Origin of the sequence: Bradyrhizobium sp. CCBAU 53415 (assembly GCF_028128735.1) — a bacterium.
Lineage (GTDB): Bacteria > Pseudomonadota > Alphaproteobacteria > Rhizobiales > Xanthobacteraceae > Bradyrhizobium.
Genome location: NZ_LBJF01000022.1, coordinates 248,104 through 272,662, shown reverse-complemented (window position 1 = coordinate 272,662; position 24,559 = coordinate 248,104). Strand labels below are relative to the sequence as shown.

Genomic DNA, 24,559 nt, shown 5'->3' with positions numbered 1-24,559 from the left:
ATGTCAAATCCCTTCATCCGCTCCGCCCGCCCGGACGAATACGACGAGATCGGCCGCGTATGGATGGAGAGCTGGGTCTCGACCGGGCTTGCCGAGCCGACCGACTTCCTGCTGGCCAATTTGCGCGCGCGGATCAGGCGCGAGATCGACAACGGCTGGAGCCTGTTCGTCGCCGACGACAACGGCACGATCGCTGCGATGCTGGCACTGCATCTGCCCAAGCTCTATCTCGACATGCTCTTCGTCGCGCCCGCCTATCAGGGTCAATCGCTCGGACGGCAACTGCTCGCGTTCACGCGGACGCAGATGCCCGATGAAATGTACTTGCGTTGCGTGCGCGAGAACGAAAAAGCCTGGCGCTGGTACGAGCGCGAGGGGTTCGTGTTCGAGAAGGAAGAGATCGAGGCGTCGAATGGGTTCGTGATGAAGTATTATCGGTGGAAGCGGCAGCGGCCCGGCGAATAGACAGCGATCTCCGGCTGCAGCTTGCGGTTGTCACGATCCCCACCTAGTGTGGCGAGATCGATGACCTCCTGCCTCTGATCTCCCGGAATCCATGCTCCGCATTGCTGTCTCGCTGATCGCGCTCTCGTCCATTTGGACCTCGGCAGTCGCGCAAACTCCTCCAACACCCGCCGCGCCTCCCGCTCGGACTGCGGCGCCGGCCAAGCCGGCGGTCAAGAAGGCAGCGCCGAAGGCCAAACCGGCTGCACAACAGCCGGTCGCAGCGGAGAGCGGCCCCTGTCAGATTGGCGTCATTGCCGCGATCGGAGACCGGTTCTCGGTGCAACATGTCGGTCTCACGATGTTCGGCAATGAGTATATGGAGGCGCCGATCGAGACGTGGGGTATCGATGATCTGTTCGTCGCAAAGGTTCGTGCCGCGGCTTCCGGCACGGCTGTCCGAAAGATCGCTTACGCCAGCGGAGCCTTCAAGGCTTACTATCATCCGGAAGCGAAACTGTTCCGCAATGACCGCGACGACCTGACGGCCCTGGTGCGGCAGATCGCCGGAACTGCAAATTGCGAACGCTACGTCGTAGCCACGAAAGCCCGCGTTTCGGTTGATGGCACCAATCAGTCAATCGAGGGCCTCGGGGTCTACAAGAATTGGGCGAGCCCTTCCGGGCGCGGCGTCGTGGTTGCCTATTTCCGTATCAACGTTTTTGACGGACGGACTTTCAACATCCATCGAGCGCCCACCCGGAGCTTCGGCGATGTGCTTGCTTCGAGTTTTTCCAACAAGAACGACAATATGCAAATCCTCAACAATCTCGAGTTTCCCAAGACTCCTGAACAGGTGACCAACAGTGCATTGCTGCGTGACAGCACACGCAGCCTGCTCACGGCCCAGTTGGACAAGTATCTACCCGCATACATCAAGGGCGAGTAAGCACCCTTGCCGACGGGACGCGACAAAGGATACCGCTCGTCCGCTTCCTGCGGCTGGGCCGCATTTGACGTTCTGGCCCGGCTGGTCGTCGTTGCGGCTGTCCTGTGATTCTTTTCGACATCTGCTTCGGCGCGGACCAAATCGGGACCGCCAGGGACGGCGACGGCAGGACCGGCCGTCAAGCAAGCCAAAGGCAATTCGACTACGGGGCGAGAAGCGACGGGCAAGCCCGCTCCCGTGGCCGGCGGCTCGTGCGACTTCGGTGTCATGGTCACCACCAGCGATGAGTTCACCGTGCTGACGACCGGCCTGACCGTATTTCAGAACAAGAAGATGGTGGTCCCGATTCCAGGCTGGGGACTCAGCGATCTGATCTTCGCGCGGACCCGCGCCGCGATCCCTGCCGGCGTGTCCGTCCTGAGAATCCCCTACGACCCGGCAAAATTTCCTCCCCGCGATGAGTCCGAGGACACATTGAAGGACAGGTTGTTCCGCGATCTCAATGCGGAGCTGGCCGCATACACGCGCGAGGTCGTGAAAGGAACGAATTGCCGGCACTACATCCAGATCCTCAATTCAGTCAGTCCTATCGGGTCATCCAACTATACGATCCGCGGCTTCGGTATCCTCAACCAGGATGTGGTGCTCGGGCGTCGCATCTATCTCTATGCCCTGGCGTTTATCCGCATCTTCGACGGGCGCGACTTCTCCGTTGTCAGACAGAGCTCTGCGCTGATCAACGTACATCATTCCCTGGTGCAGAGGCTTCTGGGCGCGCTGGTCAGCGGTCCCTATCGCGAATTGCCCGCAGAATCGTTCCCAGTGCGCCCTGAAGACGCCGCCGGCAATCCCGCACTGCGCGATGGCGTACGCAGCATGCTGGCGGAAAGCCTCGACAAGACGCTGCCGCTCTTGCCTTAGACTTCGACCAGCAGCGCGCCAAAGCGACACCAGAGAACGTTGACCCACATGTCGTTCACGCCGCTTGGCTTCTGCCTAGGCAAAGTGCGTTGCGAATGCACGGCGAACGCGCCATGAATCGCGCGCTATAGGCCTCCGCCGATGAAAGGGTTTTCGCCATGATCAAGCTCTACTGGTCGCCCCGCTCGCGCTCGTTCACGACGCTCTGGCTGATGGAGGAGACCGGCCTGCCCTATGAGCGCGTGCTGACCGACATTTCGACCGGTGCGCAGAAGGCGCCGGACTTTCTCAAGATCAATCCGATGGGCAAGGTGCCGGCGCTGACCGACGGCGATGTGGCGCTCGGGGAAGCCGCGGCCATCTGCGCCTACATCGCCGACCGCTATCCCGAGACGAAGCTGGCGCCCGCCGTGACCGATCCGCGCCGCGCGCGCTATCTGCAATGGCTGTTCTTCTCGCCGGGCTGCATCGAGCCCGCCATCATCCAGATCTTCACCAAGATCGAGATTCCGACCTCGACCGCCGCGTGGGGCAGCGCAACCCAAGTCTTCGACGTGCTGGAAGCTGCGCTCGAGAAGGGACCGTGGATTCTCGGCGAGGAATTTTCCGCCGCCGACATCACGGTCGGCTCCGGCCTGAATTTCGCGGTGCGCCTGTTCAAGATGGTGCCGTCGCGCCCGGCCTTCGACGCTTATCTCGCGCGTTGCATGGTACGCCCGGCGTTCCAGCGCGCGGAGGCGATCGCGGCGGGCTAGAGCCTTTTCGAGCGAAGTGGACGCCGGTTCGCGTCAAGAAAACGCGTCAAAAACAAGAGTCTAGAGCCCCGTTCCGATTCCATCGGAACGGAAATGGCTCTAGTCCGGCGCCTTCAAATCGTCCGGCCGCGGCATCAGGACGATGTTGTAGCCGGAATCGACGTAATGAACCTCGCCGGTCACGCCGCCGGAGAGATCCGACAACAGATACAGCGCCGAGCCGCCGAGGTCTTCGAGCGTGACGCCGCGGCGGAGCGGCGAATGCTTCTGCATGAAGGCGAACATCGCCCGCGCCTCGCCGATGCCGGAGCCGGCGAGCGTGCGGATGGGGCCGGCGGAGATCGCGTTGACGCGGATGCCGCGCGGTCCGAAATCGGCAGCGAGATAGCGCACGGAGGCTTCCAGCGCCGCCTTGGCCACGCCCATCACATTGTAATTCGGCATCGCGCGCTCCGATGCGCCGAACGTCAGCGTGATCATGCTGCCGCCTTCCGTCATCAGCTCGGCGGCGCGTTTTGCGACCTCCGTGAACGAGAAGCATGAGATCACCATGGTCCGCGAGAAATTCTCGCGGCTGGTGTCGGCATAGCGGCCCTTCAGCTCGTTCTTGTCGGCAAAGCCGATCGCATGGATGACGAAATCGAGATTGCCCCATTTCTCGCGGAGCACCGCGAAGGTGGCATCGACACTGGCGATGTCCTCGACGTCGCAAGGCAGCACCAGGTCCACGCCAAGCTGCTCCGCCAGCGGCTTGACGCGCTTGCCGAGGGCCTCGCCCTGGAAGGTGAAGGCGAGCTCGGCTCCGTGGGCATGCAGCGTCCTCGCCATGCCCCAGGCGATGGAATGATCATTGGCGATGCCCATGATCAGACCGCGCTTGCCCTTCATCAAACCTTCCATTGCCGCCATCGCTCCTATTTTCGACGTCATCGCCCGCGCCGGCGGGCGATCCAGTATTCCAGAGACCGTCGTGATAAATAGAGAAGCCGCGGCGTACTGGATGCCCCGCCTTCGCGGGGCATGACAAGGTCAGAAATCACGCATCCAGCCGGCTGAACACCAGCGTGGCGTTGGTGCCGCCGAAGCCGAAGGAGTTCGACAGCACGGTGCCGATCCTGACGTTGTCGATGCGCTTGCGCACGATCGGCATGTCGGCGAAAACAGGGTCGAGCTCCTGGATGTGCGCGCTCTCGCAGATGAAGCCGTTGTTCATCATCAGCAGCGAGTAGATCGCTTCCTGCACGCCGGTGGCGCCCAGCGAGTGGCCGGTCAGCGCCTTGGTCGCCGAGATCGGCGGGCACTTCTCGCCGACGCCAAAGACCTTTCGGATCGCCTCGATCTCCGGCGGATCGCCGGCCGGCGTCGAGGTCGCGTGGGGGTTGATGTAGTCGACCCTGGTCTTCACCGTCGACATCGCCATTCGCATGCAGCGCTCGGCGCCTTCGCCCGACGGCGCGACCATATCGTAGCCGTCCGAGGTCGCGCCGTAGCCGACGATCTCGCCATAGATGCGCGCGCCGCGCGCCTTGGCATGCTCGAGCTCTTCCAGCACCAGCACGCCGGCGCCGCCGGCGATGACGAAGCCATCGCGATTGAGGTCGTATGGACGCGAGGCCGTGGCCGGCGTGTCGTTGTACTTCGAAGACATCGCGCCCATGGCGTCGAACAGCACCGACAGCGACCAGTCCAGCTCCTCGCAGCCGCCGGCGAAGATGACGTCCTGCTTGCCGATCTGGATGGTCTCATAGGCATTGCCGACGCAATGGTTCGACGTCGCGCAGGCCGAGGAGATCGAATAGTTCACGCCCTTGATCTTGAACCAGGTCGCAAGCGTCGCGGAGGCGGTGGAGGACATCGCCTTCGGCACCGCAAACGGGCCGACGCGCTTCGGTCCCTTGGAGCGGGTGATGTCGGCGGCTTCGACGATGGTGCGCGCCGAGGGACCGCCGGAGCCCATGATGATGCCGGTACGGATGTTGGAGACTTCGTCAGGCGACAGGCCGGAGTCCTGGATCGCCTGCTCCATCGCGACGTGATTCCACGCCGCACCCTGGCCGAGGAAACGCATCGCGCGGCGGTCGACCACCGTCGAAGGATCGAGCGTCGGCTCACCTTGCACCTGCGAACGGAAGCCGAGCTCGGCATATTTCTCAGCCCGCGAAATGCCCGACTTCGCCTCGTGAAGGCTCGCAAGCACTTCCTGGGTGTTGTTTCCGATGGACGAGACGATGCCCATTCCGGTGACCACAACCCGCCTCATGACAGCCTCGCCTCAATCGTTGTCTTCTTGGTGATGCGCTCAGCCCAGGCTCGTGCCCTGCTTGAACAGGCCGACCTTCAGATCCTTGGCGCGATAGATAATCTGGTCATCGACCGAAAGCCACCCGTCGGCGATACCGAGCACGAGCTTTGACCGCATCACGCGCTTGATATCGACGTTGTACACAACCTTGCGGGCCTCGGGCAGCACCTGGCCGCCGAACTTCAGCTCGCTCAGGCCGAGCGCCCGGCCCCGGCCTTCGCCGCCGATCCAGCCGAGGTAAAAACCGACCATTTGCCACAGCGCATCCAGGCCAAGGCAGCCGGGCATCACCGGGTCGTTCTTGAAGTGGCAGCCGAAGAACCAGAGGTCAGGCTTCACGTCGAGCTCGGCGCGCACGAGACCCTTGCCGAACTCACCGCCATCGTCGGTGATTTCCGTGATGCGATCGAACATCAGCATCGGCGGCAACGGCAACTGGGCATTGCCCGGACCGAACATCTCGCCACGGGCACAGGCCAGCAGATCTTCGTATTCGTAACCGTTGCGCCTGTTCAGCATTGACGAGCCTCTGTTCAAATTCCGGTTGAGCGGCGTTTTTTGGCGAAAATGGGCCCCGTCTCGTTCGGAGAGCAACGCCAATTGCCACCGCCGGCCGCGACTCGCGCAAGCCCCGGATGGACTGCGAACCAAGCCTCCTCGCCCGGCTGCGCCAAAACCGGCTAAGCGGAACCGCGCGCTCTCTAACACAGGCCATTTCGGGTGGCAAAGCGCATCCATGAAGGTAAAATGACGCGCTCCCAACGCAGTTCCAAGCCTGATTAGAACCTCTCTAGTTGCGAGAAACTTGCATCTGCATCTTTCTGTTCTTATATTACAGAGAGATATTGTTCACGTGTGCCCGAAATCTGGAAATGAGCGAGAATACCGCGTCCCATCCCGACGACGACGCCCACGCCGCGGCCCTCCTGTCCGGCCGCCAGCCGGCCCTGACCGGCTGCCCGTGGCACGACGTCAATGAAATGCTCCAGTCAGCGGGGCTCCGTCCGACGCGCCAGCGCATGGCGCTCGGCTGGCTGTTGTTCGGCAAGGGTGCACGTCACCTCACGGCCGAAATGCTCTACGAGGAGGCGACGCTTGCCAAGGTTCCGGTGTCGCTGGCGACCGTCTACAACACGTTGAACCAGCTCACCGATGCCGGCCTGCTCCGCCAGGTCAGTGTCGACGGCACCAAGACCTATTTCGACACCAACGTCACGACCCACCATCACTACTACCTCGAGAACAGCCACGAGCTGGTCGACATCGAGGATCCGCATCTGGCGCTGTCCAAGATGCCGGAGGTGCCCGAGGGTTACGAGATCTCGCGCATCGACATGGTCGTGCGCCTGCGCAAGAAGCGCTGAGCATCAGTATAGAACTGCTGAATTCGTCATCATGGCCGGGCTTGTTCCGGCCATTGTTATTTGACCGTCATTCCGGGGCGGTGCGCAGCACCGAACCCGGGAATCTCGAGATCCCGGATTCGATGCTACGCATCGCTCCGGGATGACCCTTCGGGTCAATTCACCTGCTCGTCCGAGTAGACGCCCCAGAGGCGCTCCTGCTGGATCCAGCCGTCAAAACCGTTGCCGATGACGCGGCACCAGTTTGCGGCGCACTTCTTCACCTGCGTGACGACGCCGGCCTGGAGCTTTGCTGCAACCGCGCTGTCGGGATCGGGCCGATCGTAGATCGGGGCGAGGTCGTCCTTGTGCTTCATGGTGACGACCGCGGTGCGGCGTCCCGACAGCAGCGAGTGATAGACCCAGCCCTCGGCACCTTCGGAATCGCGCACCCGGCGCCAGTTCTCGAACTCGGCGGTGATTTCGACCGGCAGGCCGGCGCGGGTGTAGACCCAGGCGACGTCATTGTCCTTGGTCGGGCCGGCGCGAACGTTCACGTGATCCGATTTGAGGCTGACATAGCGCGGCACCGGCAAGCCGCTGGCGGTCTGCGGGGTATTGTCCTTCGCCGAATGCGAGGGGCCGACCGAGGCGCTCAACCAGGTGCAAACGAGCGCCATCACCGAACAAAAACGCCCCAACGCCATCAACCCGTCTCCTGTCGAAGACCCGGCCTTGCCGGATCCTCACCCAAATTCCAAGACCCCTGCCGCGCCTGCCCCTTTCCCGCCCCACGCGGGTGTTCCCGAAGCCTTGACCCGTGGTTCTTGTCTTGGCCCGGCCTTCTGCTAGAGAGGACGGGCACTTGAACAACCAGTTTGCCCCGATTTTCCGGCCGGAAATGTCGGGAGAACTTGGAGGAAACGCCGGGGACGGACACGGCAAGGGCAGTGTCGGACAACCGGGTTAATGAGGCATCAACGACCGGCCTTTGGCGACAGAGGCGGCCTTGCGACGCCTCATGAGAGCAGGACATGTCGGTGAAGAAAAAGCCCCTCGTCGTGGTGACGCGCAAGCTGCCGGATTCGATCGAAACGCGAATGCGCGAGCTGTTCGACGCGCGGATCAATCTCGAGGACACCCCGATGTCGGCCGAGCAGATCGCGGAGGCCGCGCGCACCGCCGACGTGCTGGTTCCGACCGTCACCGATCACATCAGCGCCGATGTCGTGAACCAGCCCGACTGCAAGCTCCGCCTGATCGCCAATTTCGGCAACGGCGTCGACAATATCGACGTCGCGGCCGCCCATGCCCGCGGCATCACCGTCACCAATACGCCGAAGGTTCTGACCGAAGATACCGCTGATATGACCATGGCGCTGATCCTCGCGGTGCCCAGGCGGATGATCGAAGGCGCCTCGATCCTGACGGAGGGGAAACCCTGGGCTGGCTGGTCGCCGACCTGGATGCTCGGCCACCGCATCGGCGGCAAGCGTCTCGGCATCATCGGCATGGGCCGCATCGGCCAGGCGGTCGCGCGCCGCGCCCGCGCCTTCGGCCTTCAGATCCACTATCACAATCGCCGTCCCGTGGCGCCCGTCATCGCCGAAGAGCTGGGCGCGACCTACTGGGAAAGCCTCGACCAGATGCTGGCGCGGATGGACATCATCTCGGTGAACTGTCCGCACACGCCGGCGACCTATCATCTGCTCTCTGCGCGGCGGCTGAAGCTGATCCGCAAAGACGCCTACATCGTCAACACCGCGCGCGGCGAGGTGACCGACGAGGACACGCTGATCAAGCTGATCGAAGGCGGCGAGATTGCCGGCGCCGGCCTCGACGTCTACGAGCACGAGCCCGCGGTCAATCCGAAGCTGGTCCGGCTCGCCAAGGCCGGCAAGGTGACGTTGCTGCCGCATATGGGCTCGGCCACGATCGAAGGCCGCGTCGAGATGGGCGAGAAGGTGATCATCAACATCCGCACCTTCCTCGACGCCCACAAGCCTCCGGATCGCGTGCTACCGAGCATGCTCTGAGGCGCTGCGCGCAGGGCTCGCAGAGCTGACCGGAGCGGCCGGCGTATCGCGGCCGCTCCGAGCCAAGTCACTGCTTCGCCAAGGCGGCCAGGATTGGGCCGGCTTCGGCGTCTTCCACGCATGGAGTGACGGTGATCTCCATCACGTTGGCCCATTGGGCATACCATTGGTACATGGCCTTCGGGTCGTTGCTCTCCGAAATTGCAAAGCCCGTTCCATTCATTCCATGCCAGCGGCCGAGCATCTTCACGCCTTCCGGTGGCGCTCCCCCTGTCTTCAGAAATTTTTCGATTGCAGAGTCGATCAAATTCGGCGGCAATTTCCAGCTCGAGATGTACTTCATAGCAATCTCCATCTGAAATATCCGATTTGCCTTGCGGCGCCGCGAATTCAATCACGAAGAGAGACACTTGCAAGTGTCTATTTGGGCCGTCCCGACCCCCATCAGGGGACGGCATAGGCGACGCGACGAGCACGACTGTTTCCGCCCGGCAACGGGAGCAGTCGCTTCGCTCGGTCATCGCCAGTGCCGTGCCACGCGCCTACTCGCGATGGATGCCTAGATCCTCGATCACAGGCCCGTCGCCGTTGAGCGGGTTGGCCGGATCGCGCCCGTAGCGCAGCGTCTCGAAGCGCATCGCGCGTGCGTCGATCATCAGAAGGCGGCCGACGAGGCCGTCGCCGAAGCCGACGATCTCGCGGATCGCCTCCAGCGCCATCATCGAGCCGAGTACGCCCGCCAGCGCCCCCATGACGCCGGCCTCCGCACAGGCCGGAACGGTTCCCGGTGGCGGCGCTTCCGGAAACAGGCAGCGGTAGGTCGGATTGAACTCGCCCTGCTCGTTCGTCTCATGCGCGCGGATGGTGGTGAGCGAGCCGTCGAAGGTGCCGAGCGCCGCCGTGATCAGCGGCCGCTTGGCGAAGAAGCAGGCGTCGGAGACGAGATAGCGCGTCGAGAAATTGTCGGAGCCGTCGAGCACGAGGTCGTAGTCGCCGATCAGGCTGAGCGCATTGTCGGCATTGAGCCAGGTGGCGTGGCCGACGAAGCGGACATGCGGATTGAGCGCCGAGATGCGTTCGGCGGCGCTCTCGACCTTGTGCCGGCCGATGTCGGGTGTGGTGTGGATCACCTGACGCTGAAGGTTGGACAGCGACACCACGTCGTCGTCGACCACGCCGAGCGTGCCGACGCCGGCCGCGGCCAGATACATCAGCGCGGGCGCGCCGAGGCCGCCGGCGCCGATCACCAGCACGGAGGCCCGCTTCAGCGCGGCCTGGCCGGGTCCGCCGACATCGCGCAGCACGATATGGCGGGCATAGCGTTCGAGTTCGTCCGGGCTCAGCATCGTCTTAAGTCTCTCCTACCGGGCCATCGCTCTATCCCCTCATGGTGAGGAGGCGCGTCAGCGCCGTCTCGAACCATGGTGGCTCGGCCGCGGGCCTGAACCACCCCAACATTGTTCGCGACCAACGAGATGTGCTTCAATGGCTTGGCGTTCAATGGGCTGGCTGGATTTGTCATGAGATCGATGCTTGCGGCAACCTTGATGTGTGCGGCTGCCACGGCTGCGAACGCCCAGATGACGACGCCGCAGATTTCCGGCAGCAAGCCGAAGACGGTCGAGACCGTACCGATCCAGCCACCTGCGATGCAGACGCCGGCGGCGACGGCGGATGCCATGGCAAAAGCCGAGCGGCTGGCGCTGCAGTCCGACCTCGCCTGGGTCGGCCAGTACAACGGCGCCATCACTGGCGACGTCAGCGAGCGCATGGTCAACGCCATCAAGGAATACCAGAAGGCCAAGGGCGGCAAGCCGACCGGCGTGCTCAACCCGCAGGAGCGCGCAGCGCTCGCCGAGACGGCGCGAAAAAAGCAGGACAGCGTCGGCTGGAAGATCGTGACGGAGCCGACCAGCGGCGCCCGGCTCGGCATCCCCGGCAAGCTGGTGCCGCAGCAGGCGAGCGACGCCAACGGCTCGAAATGGACCTCGCCGACCGGAACCGTGCAGGTGCTGCTCAGCCGCCGCAAGGAGGCGAACCCGACCTCGGCGAAGCTCGCCGATCTGGAGAAGGAGCCGTCCGGGCGCAAGGTCGACTACACCGTGGTGAAGCCCGACTTCTTCGTGCTGTCAGGCTTGCAGGGCCTGAAGAAGTTTTACGTCCGCGGCACCTTCAAGGGCGACGAGGTCCGCACCATGACGATCCTCTACGACCAGGCGACCGAGAACACGGTCGAGCCGGTCGTGATTGCGATGTCGAGTGCGTTCAATGCGTTCCCGTCGGGACCGCAGGCCGGACCGCCGCCGCGCAAGACCGTCGAATACGGCTCCGGCGTCGTCGTCAGCGACGATGGCGCGATCGTTGCCGACCGCCTCGTCACCGACAGCTGCCTCGCGATCACGATTGCCGGCCATGGCAATGCCGATCGTCTTGCCGAGGACAAGGAGCGCGGTCTCGCGCTCCTGCACATCTACGGCGCACGCGGCCTGAAACCGTTCAGCCTCGCTGGCGGCGCGGCGAGGACGAACGTGGATGTCGTCGGCATCGCCGATCCGCAGAGCCAGGGTGGCGCAGGCGGCGTGTCGATCGTCAAGGCGACGCTGGCGCCGGCTCCCAGCGGCGATCCCACGCTGTCCCCAGCGCCGGCGGTCGGGTTTTCCGGCGCTCCGGCGATCGATGGCGACGGCAAGTTCTCGGGCATTGCGCTGTTGAAGCCGGCGATGCTGGCGGGCCCTGCGACATCGGTGCCGGCCTCGCAAGCCGTGATGGTGTCCGCGGATGCCGTGCGCGATTTCCTGAAAGCCAACCGGGTCACTGCGAACGGCACGTCGACGGACGCAAAGGCCGCCGTCGTGCGCGTGATCTGCGTGCGCAAGTAGCATGTTGCGGCGTCTCGTCTCACCTTCCGCGGCGGCAGCGACTGCGCTGCTGAGCTTTTCGGCCTGGGCGCAATCGTCGGCGCTGCCGACGCCGAAAGTGGAGGAGGTGATGGTGAAGGTGGCGTTGCTGACGCTCAACGACGCCAATCTCACCGGAAACTACAATGTCCTCTATGCCAAAATGGCGAGACCGTTTCGCGAACGCTTTTCGGCCGCCACGCTGAAGCAGGCATTCGCAACCTTTGCCGGGCATCACAGCGACGCCATTGCCGGCATGCCGATCGTGACCACCGAACAGCCCAGGATCGACGACAATGGCGCGCTGTTGTTGCGCGGCCATTTCGACACGACTCCCTCGCGGCTGAGCTACGCGCTGGACTACGCATGTCGGAAGGCGAATGGAAGTTGATCACCATCGACGTCAAGATTCGATCGCTCCAGACCAATGCGAACGCAACCGACCTGGTCGCGCGCGCCGCCGCGGACCTCGCGGGTCGCGGCGGACAGAAATGAGAGCCGTCAGGCGAGCCTGAACCTGATCCCGCTCTTCGCAAGGCCGCCCGAAATGCCCACCGGCGTACCGTCGGCGCGCCAGCAGGCAGCGCCGGTCATGGTGCCGTCGTCATGGAAGGCGATACCATTCATGCCGCCGGCGACCGTTGCAACAGGCTGCACCTCGTGGCCCAGCGCTGCGAGCTTCGCCCGCACGCTCTCCGGCACCGCCTGCTCGACCTCGAGCGCATTGCCCTCGGTCCAGACCCTGGGCGCCTCCACCGCCTCCTGCAGGCTCATGCCGTGGTCGATCAGGTTGACCAGCGCTTGCATCGCGCTCGGGAAGATGCGCTTGCCGCCGGGCAACCCCAGCGCAAAGCGTAGCTTGCCGCCATCCAGCGCCATCATCGGGGACATCGAGGTCGTCACGCGCTTGCCAGGTGCGAGCGACAGTGCGTGGCCCGGACGCGGATCGAACAGATTCATGTAGTTGTTGGCGATGGCCCCCAAGCCCGGGATCATGATCTTGGCGCCGAACAGATTGTTGATGGTCTGCGTCGTCGCGACCACGTTGCCGAAGCTATCGGCCGCCGTCATATGCGTGGTGTGCGCGCCCTCGAATTGCGACACGTTGGCGCCCCAGGCCTGCGCCCGTGCGGGATCGATCGCACGGCGGCGCTCCTCGGCATAGGCTTTCGAGGTCAGCTTCTCAACGGGCACGCCGACATAATCAGGATCACCGCTGGCCGCGGCGCGATCGGCGAAGGCGATCTTCAGGATTTCGGCGAGATAGTGGATCGTGTCGGAGGTGCCGAAGCCGAGGGCGCCGATGTCGTAGCCTTCCAGAATGTTGAGCATTTGCGCGATGTGCACGCCGGACGCGGCGGGAGGCGGCGGGCCGAGGATGGTCCAGCCGCGATAGTCGGCCCGGATCGGTCGCCGCTCGACCGTCTTGTAAGCCTTGAGATCATTGCGGCGGATGAAACCCCCGGTCTTCTCCATGTAGTCGACGAGGATATTGCCGAGCGGTCCTTCGTAGAGCGCCTTCTCGCCGTGATCGGCGATGGTGCGCAGCGTCTCGGCATATTCGGCCTGCACCACGCGCTCGCCGACCTTCAGCGGCTCACCGGCAGGCAGGAAGATCGCGGCGATCGGCTCGTCCTTGCGCATTTCATCTGCGCTCTCGCTGATGCACTCGTGCAGGTACGGCGTCGCCGCATAGCCGCGGGTGGCATGCTTGATCGCGGGCTGCATCACGTCGGCGAGGCTCATGGTGCCGAACCGGTGCAGCGTCTCGCACCAGGCCTTGAGCGAGCCCGGCACCGCGACGGCCTTCGGCCCGTTGAGATTCTCGTTGCCGATGGTGTCGAACACGTCATGCGCCGAGCCCGGCTTCGAGGTGTAGGTGGTGTCGCGCACGGAAGCGGGCACGGTGCTCTGGCCGTCGATGAATCGGTGGCTGCCGTCGGCCAGCCGGATATGCGCCATGCCGCCGCCGATGATGCCGACCATCATCGGCTCGACCACGGTCAGCGTGAACAGGGTCGCGATCGCGGCATCGATGGCGTTGCCGCCGGCGGCCAGCATCTCGGCGCCGGCGCTGGAGGCCAGGGGGTGATTGCTGACCACCATGCCGCGGCTGGAGAGCGCCGGCATCTTCTGGCATTCAAAGGTGGTTGCCGTCCGGTCGCGCCAGTTGCCGCTCATCTCGCCTGCCCTCTTCATTCACGCCGGCGAACACATCACACGTACGACTACTGGTCCAGTAATGGTACGGATTAGCTGGCATTCCCTATTCCGCCATCATCATGACCGTTGATTCGGACCACCGCGATCCCCCTTTGGATCGGGCCGGCACGTCCTGAGCGAGAAGAGCTCAGCATCCATGGATGCACGTTCGCGTGGCGTATTCCTGACCCAAGCACTCCAAAGGATTGACGTTCAAATGCACACGATCGTACTGGCCACCCAAAAGGGCGGCAGCGGCAAGAGCACGCTCGCCATCGGCCTCGCGCTGGCCGCCAAGCAGGCCGGCTTTTCCGTTCGCCTGATCGAGACCGACCCGCAGGGCACCCTGTCCAACTGGCAACGCCGCCGCACCACGGACGATCTCGTGGTCGAGCCGATCTATCACGCCGCCGACATCCAGCCGCGCCTGAAGATGCTGGCCGACAGCGGCCTCCAGCTCGCGATCGTCGACACCGCGGCCGGCCTCAGCGCGGCGACCACCGCCGCGATCCGCCATTCCGATCTCTGCCTGATCCCGGCCCGCCCGAGCGTCGCCGATATCGAGGCGACCGTCTCGACGCTCAGCGTCGCGCGCGCCTGGAAGCGGCCCTATAGCTTCGTGCTGAACCAGACGCCGATCCGCGGTCAGCGCATCGACAATGCCGCGGATGCGCTCGCCGACGAGGCTTCGCTCGATCTCGCTGACGTGCTCGCGCGCCCTCTGATCGTGATGCGCAACGATCACCAGGACGCGCTCGCGAGCGGCCTTGCGGTGAGCGAGTTCGCGCCGAACGGCAAGTCGGCAGACGAGATCCGCGGCCTCTGGCACTGGATCGAGAAACGTCTCGAGCTTGGCACCACGACCAATGTGCTGATCGACCAGGTGATGTCGGCTGCGGACGGCATGCTGCATGTCGCCGCCGATCTTGCGGCAGACGAGGCCACGACTCTGGCGTCCTGAGCGGGACAATCGCTCGGACGGCAGTCGGCCCTTCACCATCCGGAAGGGCCCCGGCGACGAAGCAATCCGGCCACCAGCCCGGTCTGATTGCTTCGCTTCGCGCTTTCATGACCCCTCGTAGCCCGGATGAATCGCAGCGCGATCCGGGAAAGTCTCCCTGCGGACATGCTTGATCCGGATTGCGCGGCACTCCATCCGGGCTGCGTCACTTCTGACATTTCGGGCACCAGAAGGTCGAGCGGCCGTTCTGGGTGAAGCGCTTGATCGTGCCGCCGCAACGCGGCGTGGCACATTTCTCGCCTTCGCGATCGTAGACCTTGAACGAGTGCTGGAAATAACCGAGCTCGCCCGAGGTCTGGCGATGGTCGCGCAAGCTGGAGCCGCCGGCCTTGATGGCATCGTTCAGCACGGTGTGGATCGCACCGACCAATCGCTTTGCATGATCGGTCGGCTCGCCCCCGGCAACGCCTTTGCGTTGTCCGGACTTCGTCGACAACGTCGCGGCGATCCGACGCGGCGACAGATGCGAGCGGTGCAGCGCCTCGCAGACATAGATGTTGCCGAGCCCTGCCACGACGCGCTGGTCGAGCAGCGCGGCCTTCAGGCTGGTGGTCTTGCCGGCGCAGGAGCGCGCCAGCATCGCGGCGTCGAATTCGTTGCCGAGCGGCTCGGGTCCAAGCCCGCGCAGCAGCGGCTCGTCTTCAAGCGCATTGCGCGCGATCACTTTCATGTAACCGAAGCGGCGCGGATCGTTGAACACGATGTCGGCGCCGGACGACATCCGAAACAGCACGTGGTCGTGCGTGGAGTCCTTGGCCCGCGGATAGTGAAACTCGCCAGGCCGAATGTCATTGCCCGGCTTGATGACACGGAACGAGCCCGACATGCCCAGATGCATCAAGAGCACGTCGCCGGAGCCGAGATCGGCCATGAGATATTTTGCACGGCGGCCGAGGCCGGTGACGACCTGCCCCTCGAGCCGGGCCACGAAGTCGGGTTGGAACGGAAAGCGCAAGTCCGGCCGGCGAGCCTCAGCATTGAGGATTTTCGCACCCTCCATGACGGGCTGAAGGCCGCGGCGGACGGTCTCGACTTCGGGCAATTCAGGCATGGTCAGGCATTCACCTTATGAGGGCGGTGTGATAGCGCCATTGCGGCGGGCAGGCTATGGTCCGCCTCGCGGAGTAGAGTAATGGATCGGCCGGGCGAAACCACGCATTTTGGCTTCAAGGACGTCCCCCTGGGGGACAAGCAGACGCTGGTGAACGATGTGTTTCACAGCGTGGCGTCGCGCTATGATTTGATGAACGACCTGATGTCCGGCGGCCTGCACCGGATCTGGAAGGACATCATGATCACGGCGCTCGACCCGCCGAGGAGCGACCGGCCGTTCGCTTTGCTCGACGTTGCCGGCGGCACCGGCGATATCTCGTTCCGCGCCGCCAAGGCGGCCGGCCCCGGCTTCCATGCCACGGTCTGCGACATCAATTCCGACATGCTGGCCGTCGGCCGCGAGCGTGCCGCCAAGCGCCATCTCGACGCCCAGGTCGATTTCGTCGAGGGTAATGCCGAAGCGCTCGCCTTCGCCGATCGCAGCTTCGATGCATATACGATCGCTTTCGGCATTCGCAACGTGCCGCGGATCGACCTTGCGCTGCGCGAGGCCTATCGCGTGCTCAAGCCCGGCAGCCGCTTCCTGTGCCTGGAGTTCTCCACGGTCGAGATGCCCGGGCTCGACAGGCTCTATGATCTGTTCTCGTTCAAGGTGATCCCACCGCTTGGTCGCATGGTCACCGGCGACGCCGAATCCTATCAATATCTCGTCGAATCGATCCGCAGGTTTCCGAAGCCTGCCGCCTTCGCCGACATGATCCGCGAGGCCGGCTTTTCCCGCGTCAGCTGGCAGACACTCTCCGGCGGCATCGTCGCACTGCATTCGGGCTGGCGTTTGTGATCTCTGCTTTCACCCACATTACGCGCCTGATCCGCGCTGCGTTCGTGTTTGCGCGTGAGGGCGTGTTCGGCTCGGTCGATCCGAGCCTGGTGCCGCCCCCGGGGCAGCTCGCGCTGAAGCTGGCGCGCCTCGTCGAACGGCGCGGCACCAAGCATGGCCCGCGGATATCGCGCGCGCTGACGCGGATGGGCCCGGCCTATCTCAAGCTCGGACAATTCTTGGCGACGCGCCCCGACGTGGTCGGCGTCATCATGGCGCGCGACCTCGAAAGCCTGCAGGACCGCTTGCCGCCGTTTCCGCAGGACGAAGCCGAGGCCGCCATCGCGACATCGCTGGAACGGCCACTGAAGGACATCTTCGTGAGCTTCGGCCCGCCGGTCGCGGCCGCCTCGATCGCCCAGGTGCATCGCGGCGAGGTGTTGCGCGACGGCATTCGGAAGCCGGTTGCGATCAAGGTGCTGCGGCCGAACGTCGCTGCACGCTTCCGCCGCGATCTCTCCGACTTCTTCTACGTCGCGCACAAGGCCGAGGCCTATTCGGCCGAGGCGCGGCGACTGCGCCTGATCGAGGTCATCAACACCATGTCGCGCTCGGTCGCGATGGAGATGGACCTGCGGCTGGAGGCCGCCGCGCTGTCGGAGATGGCGGAGAACACGCAGAACGATCCTGATTTCCGCGTGCCTGAAGTCGATTGGGACCGCACCACGCACAACGTGCTGACGATGGAGTGGATCGACGGCATCGCGCTGAACGACCACAAGCGGCTGGAAGAGGCGCAGGTCGACCTGCCCGATCTCGGCCGCAAGGTTATCCAGAGTTTCTTGCGGCACGCGCTGCGCGACGGCTTCTTCCATGCCGACATGCACCCGGGCAACCTGTTCCTCGATGATGCCGGCCGCCTCGTCGCTGTCGATTTCGGCATCATGGGCCGGCTCGGGATGAAGGAACGGCGCTTCCTCGCCGAAATCCTGCTCGGCTTCATCACCCGCGACTATCGCCGCGTTGCCGAGGTGCATTTCGAGGCGGGCTATGTGCCCGCGCATCACTCGGTCGAGAATTTTGCACAGGCCATCCGCGCCATCGGCGAGCCGATTCACAACCGCACCGCCGAGGAGATCTCGATGGCGCGGCTGCTGACGCTGCTGCTCGAGGTCACCGGCCTGTTCGACATGACCACCCGGCCCGAGCTGATCCTGCTGCAGAAGACCATGGTGGTGGTCGAGGGCGTGGCGCGCGGCTTCGATCCCAAGCTCGACATCTGGAAGATCGCCGACCCCGTGGTGCGCGAATGGATCGAGCGCAATCTCGGCCCGATCGGCCGGGTGCAGGGCGCGCTCGCCGGGACCGGCGACATCGCGCGCGTGCTGATGCGTCTGCCGGAGATCGCCGAGCGTTCGGTAAAGGTGCTGGAGCAGCTCGAGACCATGACCCGGGACGGCATAAGACTGTCGCCGGAGAGCATCGCCGCGATGGGCCGCAGCGAGGGCCGCAAGAACCGCTGGCGCACCGTGGCGCTCTGGATCATCGCCGCGACCTTCATTGGCATCCTGATCGCTGTCCGGAATCTATGATTGCACTGCAATCACGCGGATGATAGCATCGCTATCATTCCGTGCTGGAGGGGCGTCATGGCAAGCCTGACCATCCGCAAGCTCGACGACGCCGTCAAAACCTATTTGCGGCTGCGCTCGGCCAGAAATCGCAGGTCGGTCGAGGAAGAGGTCCGGGTCATCCTGCGGGAACTGATCGAGGGCCGCGAGGAGCCGCTGACACCGTTTGCGGTGCCGCCGGCGTCATCCACCGCCCCGACGCCGCAGCGCACCGGCGCCCTCCCCGAGGCCAGCGTCACCCTGATCATCGGCGGCGGCATCGCGGCCTACAAATCACTCGACCTGATCCGCAGGCTGAAGGAGCGCCGCATCGAGGTCCGCTGCGTGCTGACCAAGGCGGCACAGCAATTCGTCACGCCGCTGGCGGTCAGCGCGCTCTCCCATGAGCGCGTCTACACCGACCTGTTCGACCCGCAGAGTGAGTTCGACGCCGGCCACATCCGCCTGGCGCGCGACTGCGACCTGATCGTGGTGGCGCCGGCGACCGCCGACCTGATGGCCAAGATGGCGAACGGCCACGCCGACGACCTCGCCAGCGCCATCCTGCTCGCGACCAATCGCAAGGTGCTGCTGGCGCCGGCGATGAACCCGCTGATGTGGAACAACGCAGCGACGCGCCGCAACGTTGGCGCGCTCCAGCGCGACGGCGTGGTGCTGATCGGTCCGAATTCGGGCGAGATGGCCGAAGCGGGTGAAGCCGGTGTCGGCCGCATGTCGGAAGCCATCGAGATCGCCGATGCCGCCGAACGGCTGCTGCGGCCGCCGGTGCCGCGACCGCTTGCCGGCAAGCGCGTGCTGATCACCGCCGGCCCCACGCACGAGCCGATCGATCCGGTGCGCTACATCGCCAACCGCTCCTCCGGCAAGCAGGGCTTCGCCATTGCCGCCGCGGCGCAGGCCGCGGGCGCCGAGGTGATCCTGGTGAGCGGCCCGGTTGACCTCGACGATCCCCCGGGCGTGACGGTGAAGCACGTTGAATCGGCTCGGCAGATGCTCAAGCAGGTGCAGGCCGCGCTCCCCGCCGATATCGCGATCTTCGCTGCCGCGGTCGCCGACTGGCGCGTCGCCAACGAAGGCGAGCAGAAGCTGAAGAAGACTTCGGCCGGCATCCCGCCGCTGCAACTGGTCGAGAATCCCGACATCCTCGCCACGATCTCCAAGCTGACCGACAAGCGCCCGCCGCTGGTGATCGGCTTTGCCGCCGAGACCGAGCACCTCATCGACAACGCCAAGTCAAAGCTTGCGCGCAAGGGCTGCGACTGGATCGTCGCCAATGACGTCTCGCCCGCGACCGGCGTGATGGGCGGCGACCGCAACACGGTCCACCTCCTCAGCCGCAAGAACGGTGCGAAGGACGGCGAGATTGCAGTTGATTCCTGGCCGGTGATGACCAAGGAACAGGTCGCCATCGAACTCGTCGCGCATGTCGCAAGGAGCGTGACCGACAAATCCCGGGAGCCGGCATCTTGAGCACGAAGGTCACCGTCGAACTGCAACGCCTCGCCCATGCCGAAGGTCTGCCGTTGCCGGCCTATCAGACGGCGGAGGCCGCCGGCCTCGACCTGATGGCAGCCGTTGCGGACAGCGAGCCGATAACGCTCGCCCCCGGCCAATATGCGCTGGTGCCGACGGGCCTTGCGATCGCATTGCCGCCCGCCCACGAGGCCCAGGTGCGACCGCGCTCGGGGCTCGCTGCCAAGCACGGCGTCACCGTGCTGAACTCGCCGGGAACCATCGACGCGGATTATCGCGGCGAGATCAAGGTCATCCTGATCAACCACGGCGCAGCCCCCTTCGTGATCAAGCGCGGCGAGCGCATCGCCCAGATGGTGATCGCGCCCGTGGCGCAGGCCGCGCTGGTTCCCGTGGCCACCTTGTCGGCAACTGGTCGCGGCGCCGGCGGCTTCGGCTCGACCGGCCGCTAACGCACGGCAACTCCGGCCGAATCATCCCGAAGAATGACGTGCGCTGGAACCGCGCGCCCGGCATTTTTGGGGGGCCTCCCTTACGTTCACGATCTGGACTCTTACCGGCGGAGTCGCGGTGAGGGTATTGTCTTTTGATTCGCGCGCGACGGGGGTCGCCGCGCGTAGATTCGTGCGGTCTTGGGGCAACTATGTCAGGCGTGATCGTGTCGATGCGTCGGACGCTGCTGTCGTGCACATCGCTGGCGCGCAACGGCTTGATGGGCGGCGCTCTCGCAGCGCTGCTGCCGGCTGCGCCGGCCGAGGCCGCCGACCTCTTCGACACACTCTCGACATTGCTGGATTTCAACCGGCAGGAACTCGCGGTGCTCGCCACCGCGCTGGCCTTGCTCGGCTTCTCGGTCATGGCCGCGATCCTGTTGATGCGCACAAGGGTGCGCACGGCGAACAACGAAGCGCAGCTGCGCGCCCGGATCGGGGAACTGCAACTCCAGGCCGACCGCTTCGGCGCGCTGCTGTTCGCCGAGCCGCAGATCCTGATCTCCTGGCCGGCCGGCGACAGCCGCGCGCAGATTTCCGGCGACATCGCCATGGTGCTGCCGCGCGATTCGTCGCCGCAGCGCGTGCTGGCGTTCGGAACCTGGCTGCCCCCCGAGCCGGCGCTCCAGATGGACCATGCGGTCGACGCCCTGCGCGATCGCGGCGACGGGTTCCAGCTGACATTGACCACTGCGCACGGCCATACGCTGGAAGCGATCGGCCGCGCCATCGGCGGCCAGGCCATCGTCCGGATTCGCGAGCTCTCGGGACTGCGCCGCGATCTGGCCGAGACCCATCTGCGCTACAAGGCGCTCTCCGACGAAACCGAGATGCTGCGCGGCCTTGCCGCCGCCGCACCCTGGCCGATCTGGGCCAAGGGCGAGAACGGCGCGCTGACCTACGCCAATCCGGCCTATGTCCGCGCCACCGAAGCGAACAGCGTCACCGATGCCCAGCAGCGCAAGCTCGAGCTGCTCGACAGCGCCGACCGCACCGCGATGGAGCGGGGACTGAAGGACGCGGCCAATTTCAGCTCGCGGCTGCCGATCGTAATCGGCGGCGAGCGGCGCATCTACGACGTACGCGCCGTCAATGTCGGCAGCGGCAGCGTCGGGATCGCCATCGATGCCAGTGAGGCGGATGCGCTGAGTTCGGCGCTCGTGCGCATGGCAGAGGCGCACCGCCGCACGCTGGACCAGCTGTCCTCCGGCGTTGCCGTGTTCGACGGCCACCGGCGCCTTGCCTTCTACAACGATTCCTACCGGCGGCTGTGGGACCTCGACCGCAACTTCCTCGACGCCAACCCCGACGATTCCAGCGTGCTCGACCAGCTCCGCGCCGCGCGCAAATTGCCGGAGCAGCCGGATTTCCGCGCCTGGAAAGCCAAGCTGCAGGAAGCCTATCGCGCGGTCGAGACCGCCAAGGACACCTGGTTCCTGCCTGACGGCCGCGCGCTCTCGGTCGTCACCACGCCGAACCCGGAGGGCGGCGTCACTTACCTGTTCGACGACGTCACCGAAAGCCTCGACCTCGCCCGCCGCTTCGACGGCCTGATCCGCGTCCAGCGCGAGACGCTGGACAGCCTCGCCGAGGGCGTCGCGGTGTTCGGCAGCAACGGCAAGGCGCAGCTGTTCAATCCGGCCTTCGTCCGGATGTGGAAGCTCTCGAGCGATGCCATGCGCGACGAGCCGCATATCCAGACGGTGGAAGGCTGGTGCCATCAGCTGTTCGACGACCCCGTGGTCTGGCGCCAGATCCGCGAGGCCATCACCTCGATCGAGAACCGCGCGGACGTGCCGCTGAAGCTGGAGCGCAAGGACGGCAGCGTGCTCGACGGCATGATCCGGCCGCTGCCCGACGGCGCCACCATGCTGACGTTCCAGGACATCACCGACACCGAGAATGTCGAGCGCGCGCTGCGCGAGCGCAACGAGGCGCTTGAGGCCGCCGACCAGATGAAGGTGGATTTCGTCCACCACGTCTCCTACGAGCTGCGCTCGCCGCTCACCACCATCATCGGCTTTGCGCATTTCCTCAGCGATCCCTCGACCGGGCCGCTGACGCCGAAGCAGGCCGAATATCTCGACTACGTCACCAAATCGACCAACGCGCTGCTCGCGCTCACCAACAATATCCTGGATCTCGCCACCATCGACGCCGGCGCGATGAAGCTGGAACTCGGGCAGGTCGACGTCAGCAAGGCCATCGAGCTCGCCGCCGAGGGCATCCAGGACCGCCTCGCCACCGACCGCATCCGCCTCAAGGTCGAGATCGCGCCCGATGTCGGCAGCTTCATCGGCGACGAGAAGCGTGTGGTGCAGGTGCTCTATAACCTCCTCGCCAATGCGGTCGGGTTTTCTCCACAGGATTCCACCGTCGGCATCAGCGCGCGGCGCACCGAACGCAGCGTGGTCTTCACCGTGACAGATTCGGGACCTGGAATACCTGCCGACATGAAGGACAAGGTGTTCAACTGGTTCGAAAGCCGCTCGCAGGGCTCGCGTCACCGCGGCGCCGGGCTGGGTCTGTCGCTGGTGCGCTCCTTCGTCGAGCTGCACGGCGGCAAGGTGCGGGTGGATTCGATCGTCGGCCGGGGCACGGTCGTGATCTGCGACTTCCCGACCGACCAGGCGGCGCATCGCGACGCCGCCGAATGACGCAACCAACCACATTCTCGGTCGCGCTCCACAACGAGACGGCCACTGCGCAATTGATGGCCGACCTGGCGCTGCTGGTCGGCCCCGGTGACGTCATCACCCTTACCGGCGATCTCGGCGCCGGCAAGACCGCGGCGGCGCGCAGCCTGATCCGCTACCTCGCCGGCGACGAGGCGCTGGAAGTGCCGAGCCCGACCTTCACGCTGGTGCAGGGCTACGAGCTGCCGCCGTTCCCGGTGCTGCATGCCGATCTCTACCGCGTCGAGGACGAGAGCGAGCTCGAGGAGATCGGGCTGTCGCCGCTCCCGGACGCCACCCTCGTCCTGGTCGAATGGCCCGAGCGTGCGCCGGCGGCCATGCCTGAAGACCGCATCGACATCGCGCTGACGCATCGGCCGGCGCTGGGATCGAATGCACGCGCCGCCGACATCACCGGCCATGGCAAGAGCGCCGCACAAATCGCGCGGCTGAAGGCGTTGCGGGAATTTCTCGAGGCATCCGGCTACATGGATGCGACGCGCAAGCGCATGGCCGGCGATGCTTCGACCCGCTCCTATGCGCGGCTGCTGCGCGAGGACGAGATCGTCATCCTGATGAACTTTCCACAGCGGCCAGACGGCGCGGCCCTCTACGACGGAAAATCCTACAGCGCTGCAGTGCATCTCGCCGAGAACGTCAGACCCTTCGTCGCAATCGCCGAAGGCCTGCGCGCGCAGGGCATCTCCGCGCCCGCAATCCATCACTCCGATCTCGATCATGGCTTCCTGATCACCGAGGACTTTGGCAGCGAGGGCGTGGTCGAGGGCGATCCGCCACGCCCGATCGGCGAGCGCTACGAAGCCGCGACCGACGTGCTGGCGGTACTGCACGGCAAGGCGCTGCCGGAGACGCTGCCGCTGGACGGGAAGACCTACGACATCCCCGTCTTCGACACCGAGGCGATGCTGATCGAAATCGGACTGATGCCGGAATGGTACCTGCCCGATCGCAGCGCGCCGTTGAGCGACGAGAGGCGCGCGGAGTTCTTCGCGATGTGGCGCGAGCTGCTCGAGAAACCGCTGGCGGCGCCGAAGACATGGATCATCCGCGACTATCACTCGCCCAACCTGATCTGGCTCGAGAATCGCACCGGCATCGCGCGCGTCGGCGTGATCGACTTCCAGGACGCCGTGCTCGGGCCGCACTCCTATGACGTGGTGTCGCTGCTGCAGGACGCGCGCATCGACGTACCCGAGACCCTCGAGCTGACGCTGCTGTCGCGCTACATCAAGGCGCGGCGTGCGCAGGACTCGAGCTTCGACGCGGCCGGCTTTGCCGAGCTCTACGCCATCATGTCGGCGCAGCGGAACACGCGCCTGCTCGGCACCTTCGCCCGGCTCAACCGCCGCGATGGCAAGCCGCATTATCTGCGCCATCAGCCGCGGATCTGGACCTACCTCCAGCGCTCTTTGGCGCATCCCGCGCTCGGCGCTTTGCGCGCCTGGTATCTCGCCAACGTCCCACCGCCTCAAGAACCGTCCCGAGCTTGATTTCGGGCCGATTTACCGGCTGTTAGCCAAGACGC

Annotated in this window: 23 protein-coding genes; 15 read left to right on the top strand and 8 right to left on the bottom strand. The window is 65.1% G+C overall.

The window, feature by feature from the left end; all coding sequences use genetic code 11:
* From XH87_RS15770 to XH87_RS15755, 4 genes are all read left to right on the top strand, one after another.
* On the top strand, positions 1-465 hold the full coding sequence (locus XH87_RS15770) for a GNAT family N-acetyltransferase (protein ID WP_271587982.1): 465 nt from the start codon (positions 1-3) through the stop codon (positions 463-465).
* A gap of 91 nt (positions 466-556) precedes the next feature.
* Positions 557-1,393, top strand: a complete 837-nt coding sequence (locus XH87_RS15765) for a hypothetical protein (protein ID WP_271587981.1) — start codon at positions 557-559, stop codon at positions 1,391-1,393.
* A gap of 267 nt (positions 1,394-1,660) precedes the next feature.
* Positions 1,661-2,314 (top strand): hypothetical protein, encoded by a 654-nt coding sequence (locus XH87_RS15760; protein ID WP_271587980.1) that lies wholly within the window; start codon positions 1,661-1,663, stop codon positions 2,312-2,314.
* A 158-nt stretch (positions 2,315-2,472) separates the two neighbouring features.
* Entirely contained in the window at positions 2,473-3,069 is a 597-nt protein-coding gene (locus tag XH87_RS15755; RefSeq protein ID WP_271587979.1) for a glutathione S-transferase family protein, read from the top strand.
* A 99-nt stretch (positions 3,070-3,168) separates the two neighbouring features.
* Here the strand turns inward: XH87_RS15755 and fabI are convergent, their stop codons facing one another.
* The 3 genes from fabI to fabA all read right to left on the bottom strand — a co-directional run bounded on the left by fabI (position 3,169) and on the right by fabA (position 5,890).
* Positions 3,169-3,969 carry an enoyl-ACP reductase FabI gene (fabI, locus tag XH87_RS15750; protein WP_158669058.1) on the bottom strand — a complete coding sequence of 267 codons (801 nt, stop codon included), beginning with the start codon at positions 3,967-3,969 and terminating at the stop codon, positions 3,169-3,171.
* A gap of 136 nt (positions 3,970-4,105) precedes the next feature.
* Positions 4,106-5,329 (bottom strand): beta-ketoacyl-ACP synthase I, encoded by a 1,224-nt coding sequence (gene fabB / locus XH87_RS15745; protein WP_271587978.1) that lies wholly within the window; start codon positions 5,327-5,329, stop codon positions 4,106-4,108.
* 39 nt (positions 5,330-5,368) lie between these two features.
* Complete coding sequence (gene fabA, locus XH87_RS15740) at positions 5,369-5,890, bottom strand: bifunctional 3-hydroxydecanoyl-ACP dehydratase/trans-2-decenoyl-ACP isomerase (RefSeq protein WP_271587977.1); 522 nt, start codon at positions 5,888-5,890, stop codon at positions 5,369-5,371.
* A 353-nt stretch (positions 5,891-6,243) separates the two neighbouring features.
* Here fabA and irrA point away from each other — a divergent pair, with 353 nt between their 5' ends.
* On the top strand, positions 6,244-6,735 hold the full coding sequence (gene irrA / locus XH87_RS15735) for an iron response transcriptional regulator IrrA (RefSeq protein ID WP_158669060.1): 492 nt from the start codon (positions 6,244-6,246) through the stop codon (positions 6,733-6,735).
* A gap of 155 nt (positions 6,736-6,890) precedes the next feature.
* Here the strand turns inward: irrA and XH87_RS15730 are convergent, their stop codons facing one another.
* Positions 6,891-7,421, bottom strand: coding sequence for an SH3 domain-containing protein (locus XH87_RS15730; RefSeq protein ID WP_028176484.1), 531 nt, complete (start codon positions 7,419-7,421; stop codon positions 6,891-6,893).
* Positions 7,422-7,748: 327 nt separating this feature from the next.
* On the opposite strand from XH87_RS15730, the gene XH87_RS15725 reads away from it, so the two are divergent.
* On the top strand, positions 7,749-8,750 hold the full coding sequence (locus XH87_RS15725; protein ID WP_271587976.1) for a 2-hydroxyacid dehydrogenase: 1,002 nt from the start codon (positions 7,749-7,751) through the stop codon (positions 8,748-8,750).
* A gap of 67 nt (positions 8,751-8,817) precedes the next feature.
* Here XH87_RS15725 and XH87_RS15720 read toward each other — a convergent pair whose 3' ends face one another.
* Together XH87_RS15720 and XH87_RS15715 are read right to left on the bottom strand one after the other, a co-directional pair.
* Positions 8,818-9,093: a DUF3303 domain-containing protein gene (locus tag XH87_RS15720; RefSeq protein ID WP_027572360.1), complete on the bottom strand. Its 276-nt coding sequence runs from the start codon at positions 9,091-9,093 to the stop codon at positions 8,818-8,820.
* 199 nt (positions 9,094-9,292) lie between these two features.
* On the bottom strand, positions 9,293-10,096 hold the full coding sequence (locus tag XH87_RS15715) for a HesA/MoeB/ThiF family protein (protein ID WP_271587975.1): 804 nt from the start codon (positions 10,094-10,096) through the stop codon (positions 9,293-9,295).
* Between the two features lie 174 nt (positions 10,097-10,270).
* Between XH87_RS15715 and XH87_RS15710 the strand changes: the two genes are divergently transcribed.
* Both XH87_RS15710 and XH87_RS15705 read left to right on the top strand, forming a co-directional pair.
* Positions 10,271-11,629: a peptidoglycan-binding protein gene (locus XH87_RS15710; RefSeq protein ID WP_271587974.1), complete on the top strand. Its 1,359-nt coding sequence runs from the start codon at positions 10,271-10,273 to the stop codon at positions 11,627-11,629.
* Position 11,630: 1 nt separating this feature from the next.
* Positions 11,631-12,038 (top strand): hypothetical protein, encoded by a 408-nt coding sequence (locus XH87_RS15705; protein ID WP_271587973.1) that lies wholly within the window; start codon positions 11,631-11,633, stop codon positions 12,036-12,038.
* Positions 12,039-12,148: 110 nt separating this feature from the next.
* On the opposite strand, the gene ggt is transcribed toward XH87_RS15705, so the two are convergent.
* The gene (gene ggt, locus XH87_RS15700) at positions 12,149-13,828 is read right to left on the bottom strand and encodes a gamma-glutamyltransferase (RefSeq protein WP_271587996.1); all 1,680 of its coding nucleotides are present in this window, start codon (positions 13,826-13,828) and stop codon (positions 12,149-12,151) included.
* Positions 13,829-14,066: 238 nt separating this feature from the next.
* Here ggt and XH87_RS15695 point away from each other — a divergent pair, with 238 nt between their 5' ends.
* On the top strand, positions 14,067-14,810 hold the full coding sequence (locus XH87_RS15695) for a ParA family protein (RefSeq protein ID WP_271587972.1): 744 nt from the start codon (positions 14,067-14,069) through the stop codon (positions 14,808-14,810).
* 205 nt (positions 14,811-15,015) lie between these two features.
* On the opposite strand, the gene mutM is transcribed toward XH87_RS15695, so the two are convergent.
* Positions 15,016-15,921 (bottom strand): bifunctional DNA-formamidopyrimidine glycosylase/DNA-(apurinic or apyrimidinic site) lyase, encoded by a 906-nt coding sequence (gene mutM / locus XH87_RS15690; RefSeq protein ID WP_158669065.1) that lies wholly within the window; start codon positions 15,919-15,921, stop codon positions 15,016-15,018.
* Positions 15,922-16,002: 81 nt separating this feature from the next.
* Between mutM and ubiE the strand changes: the two genes are divergently transcribed.
* The 6 genes from ubiE (at position 16,003) to tsaE (ending at position 24,524) form a co-directional block, all read left to right on the top strand.
* Positions 16,003-16,764, top strand: a complete 762-nt coding sequence (gene ubiE, locus XH87_RS15685; RefSeq protein WP_035704251.1) for a bifunctional demethylmenaquinone methyltransferase/2-methoxy-6-polyprenyl-1,4-benzoquinol methylase UbiE — start codon at positions 16,003-16,005, stop codon at positions 16,762-16,764.
* Positions 16,761-18,335 carry a 2-polyprenylphenol 6-hydroxylase gene (gene ubiB, locus XH87_RS15680; RefSeq protein ID WP_271587971.1) on the top strand — a complete coding sequence of 525 codons (1,575 nt, stop codon included), beginning with the start codon at positions 16,761-16,763 and terminating at the stop codon, positions 18,333-18,335. Before ubiE ends, ubiB begins: the two co-directional genes overlap by 4 nt.
* A gap of 57 nt (positions 18,336-18,392) precedes the next feature.
* Positions 18,393-19,844, top strand: coding sequence for a bifunctional phosphopantothenoylcysteine decarboxylase/phosphopantothenate--cysteine ligase CoaBC (gene coaBC / locus XH87_RS15675; protein WP_271587970.1), 1,452 nt, complete (start codon positions 18,393-18,395; stop codon positions 19,842-19,844).
* A complete protein-coding gene (gene dut / locus XH87_RS15670) occupies positions 19,841-20,299 on the top strand; it encodes a dUTP diphosphatase (protein ID WP_271587969.1) in 459 nt (152 codons plus the stop codon). The genes coaBC and dut overlap by 4 nt, the downstream gene beginning before the upstream one ends.
* A 191-nt stretch (positions 20,300-20,490) precedes the next feature.
* Positions 20,491-22,995, top strand: coding sequence for a sensor histidine kinase (locus tag XH87_RS15665; RefSeq protein ID WP_271587968.1), 2,505 nt, complete (start codon positions 20,491-20,493; stop codon positions 22,993-22,995).
* Positions 22,992-24,524, top strand: a complete 1,533-nt coding sequence (gene tsaE, locus XH87_RS15660) for a tRNA (adenosine(37)-N6)-threonylcarbamoyltransferase complex ATPase subunit type 1 TsaE (protein WP_271587967.1) — start codon at positions 22,992-22,994, stop codon at positions 24,522-24,524. Before XH87_RS15665 ends, tsaE begins: the two co-directional genes overlap by 4 nt.
* Positions 24,525-24,559: the final 35 nt, after the last annotated feature.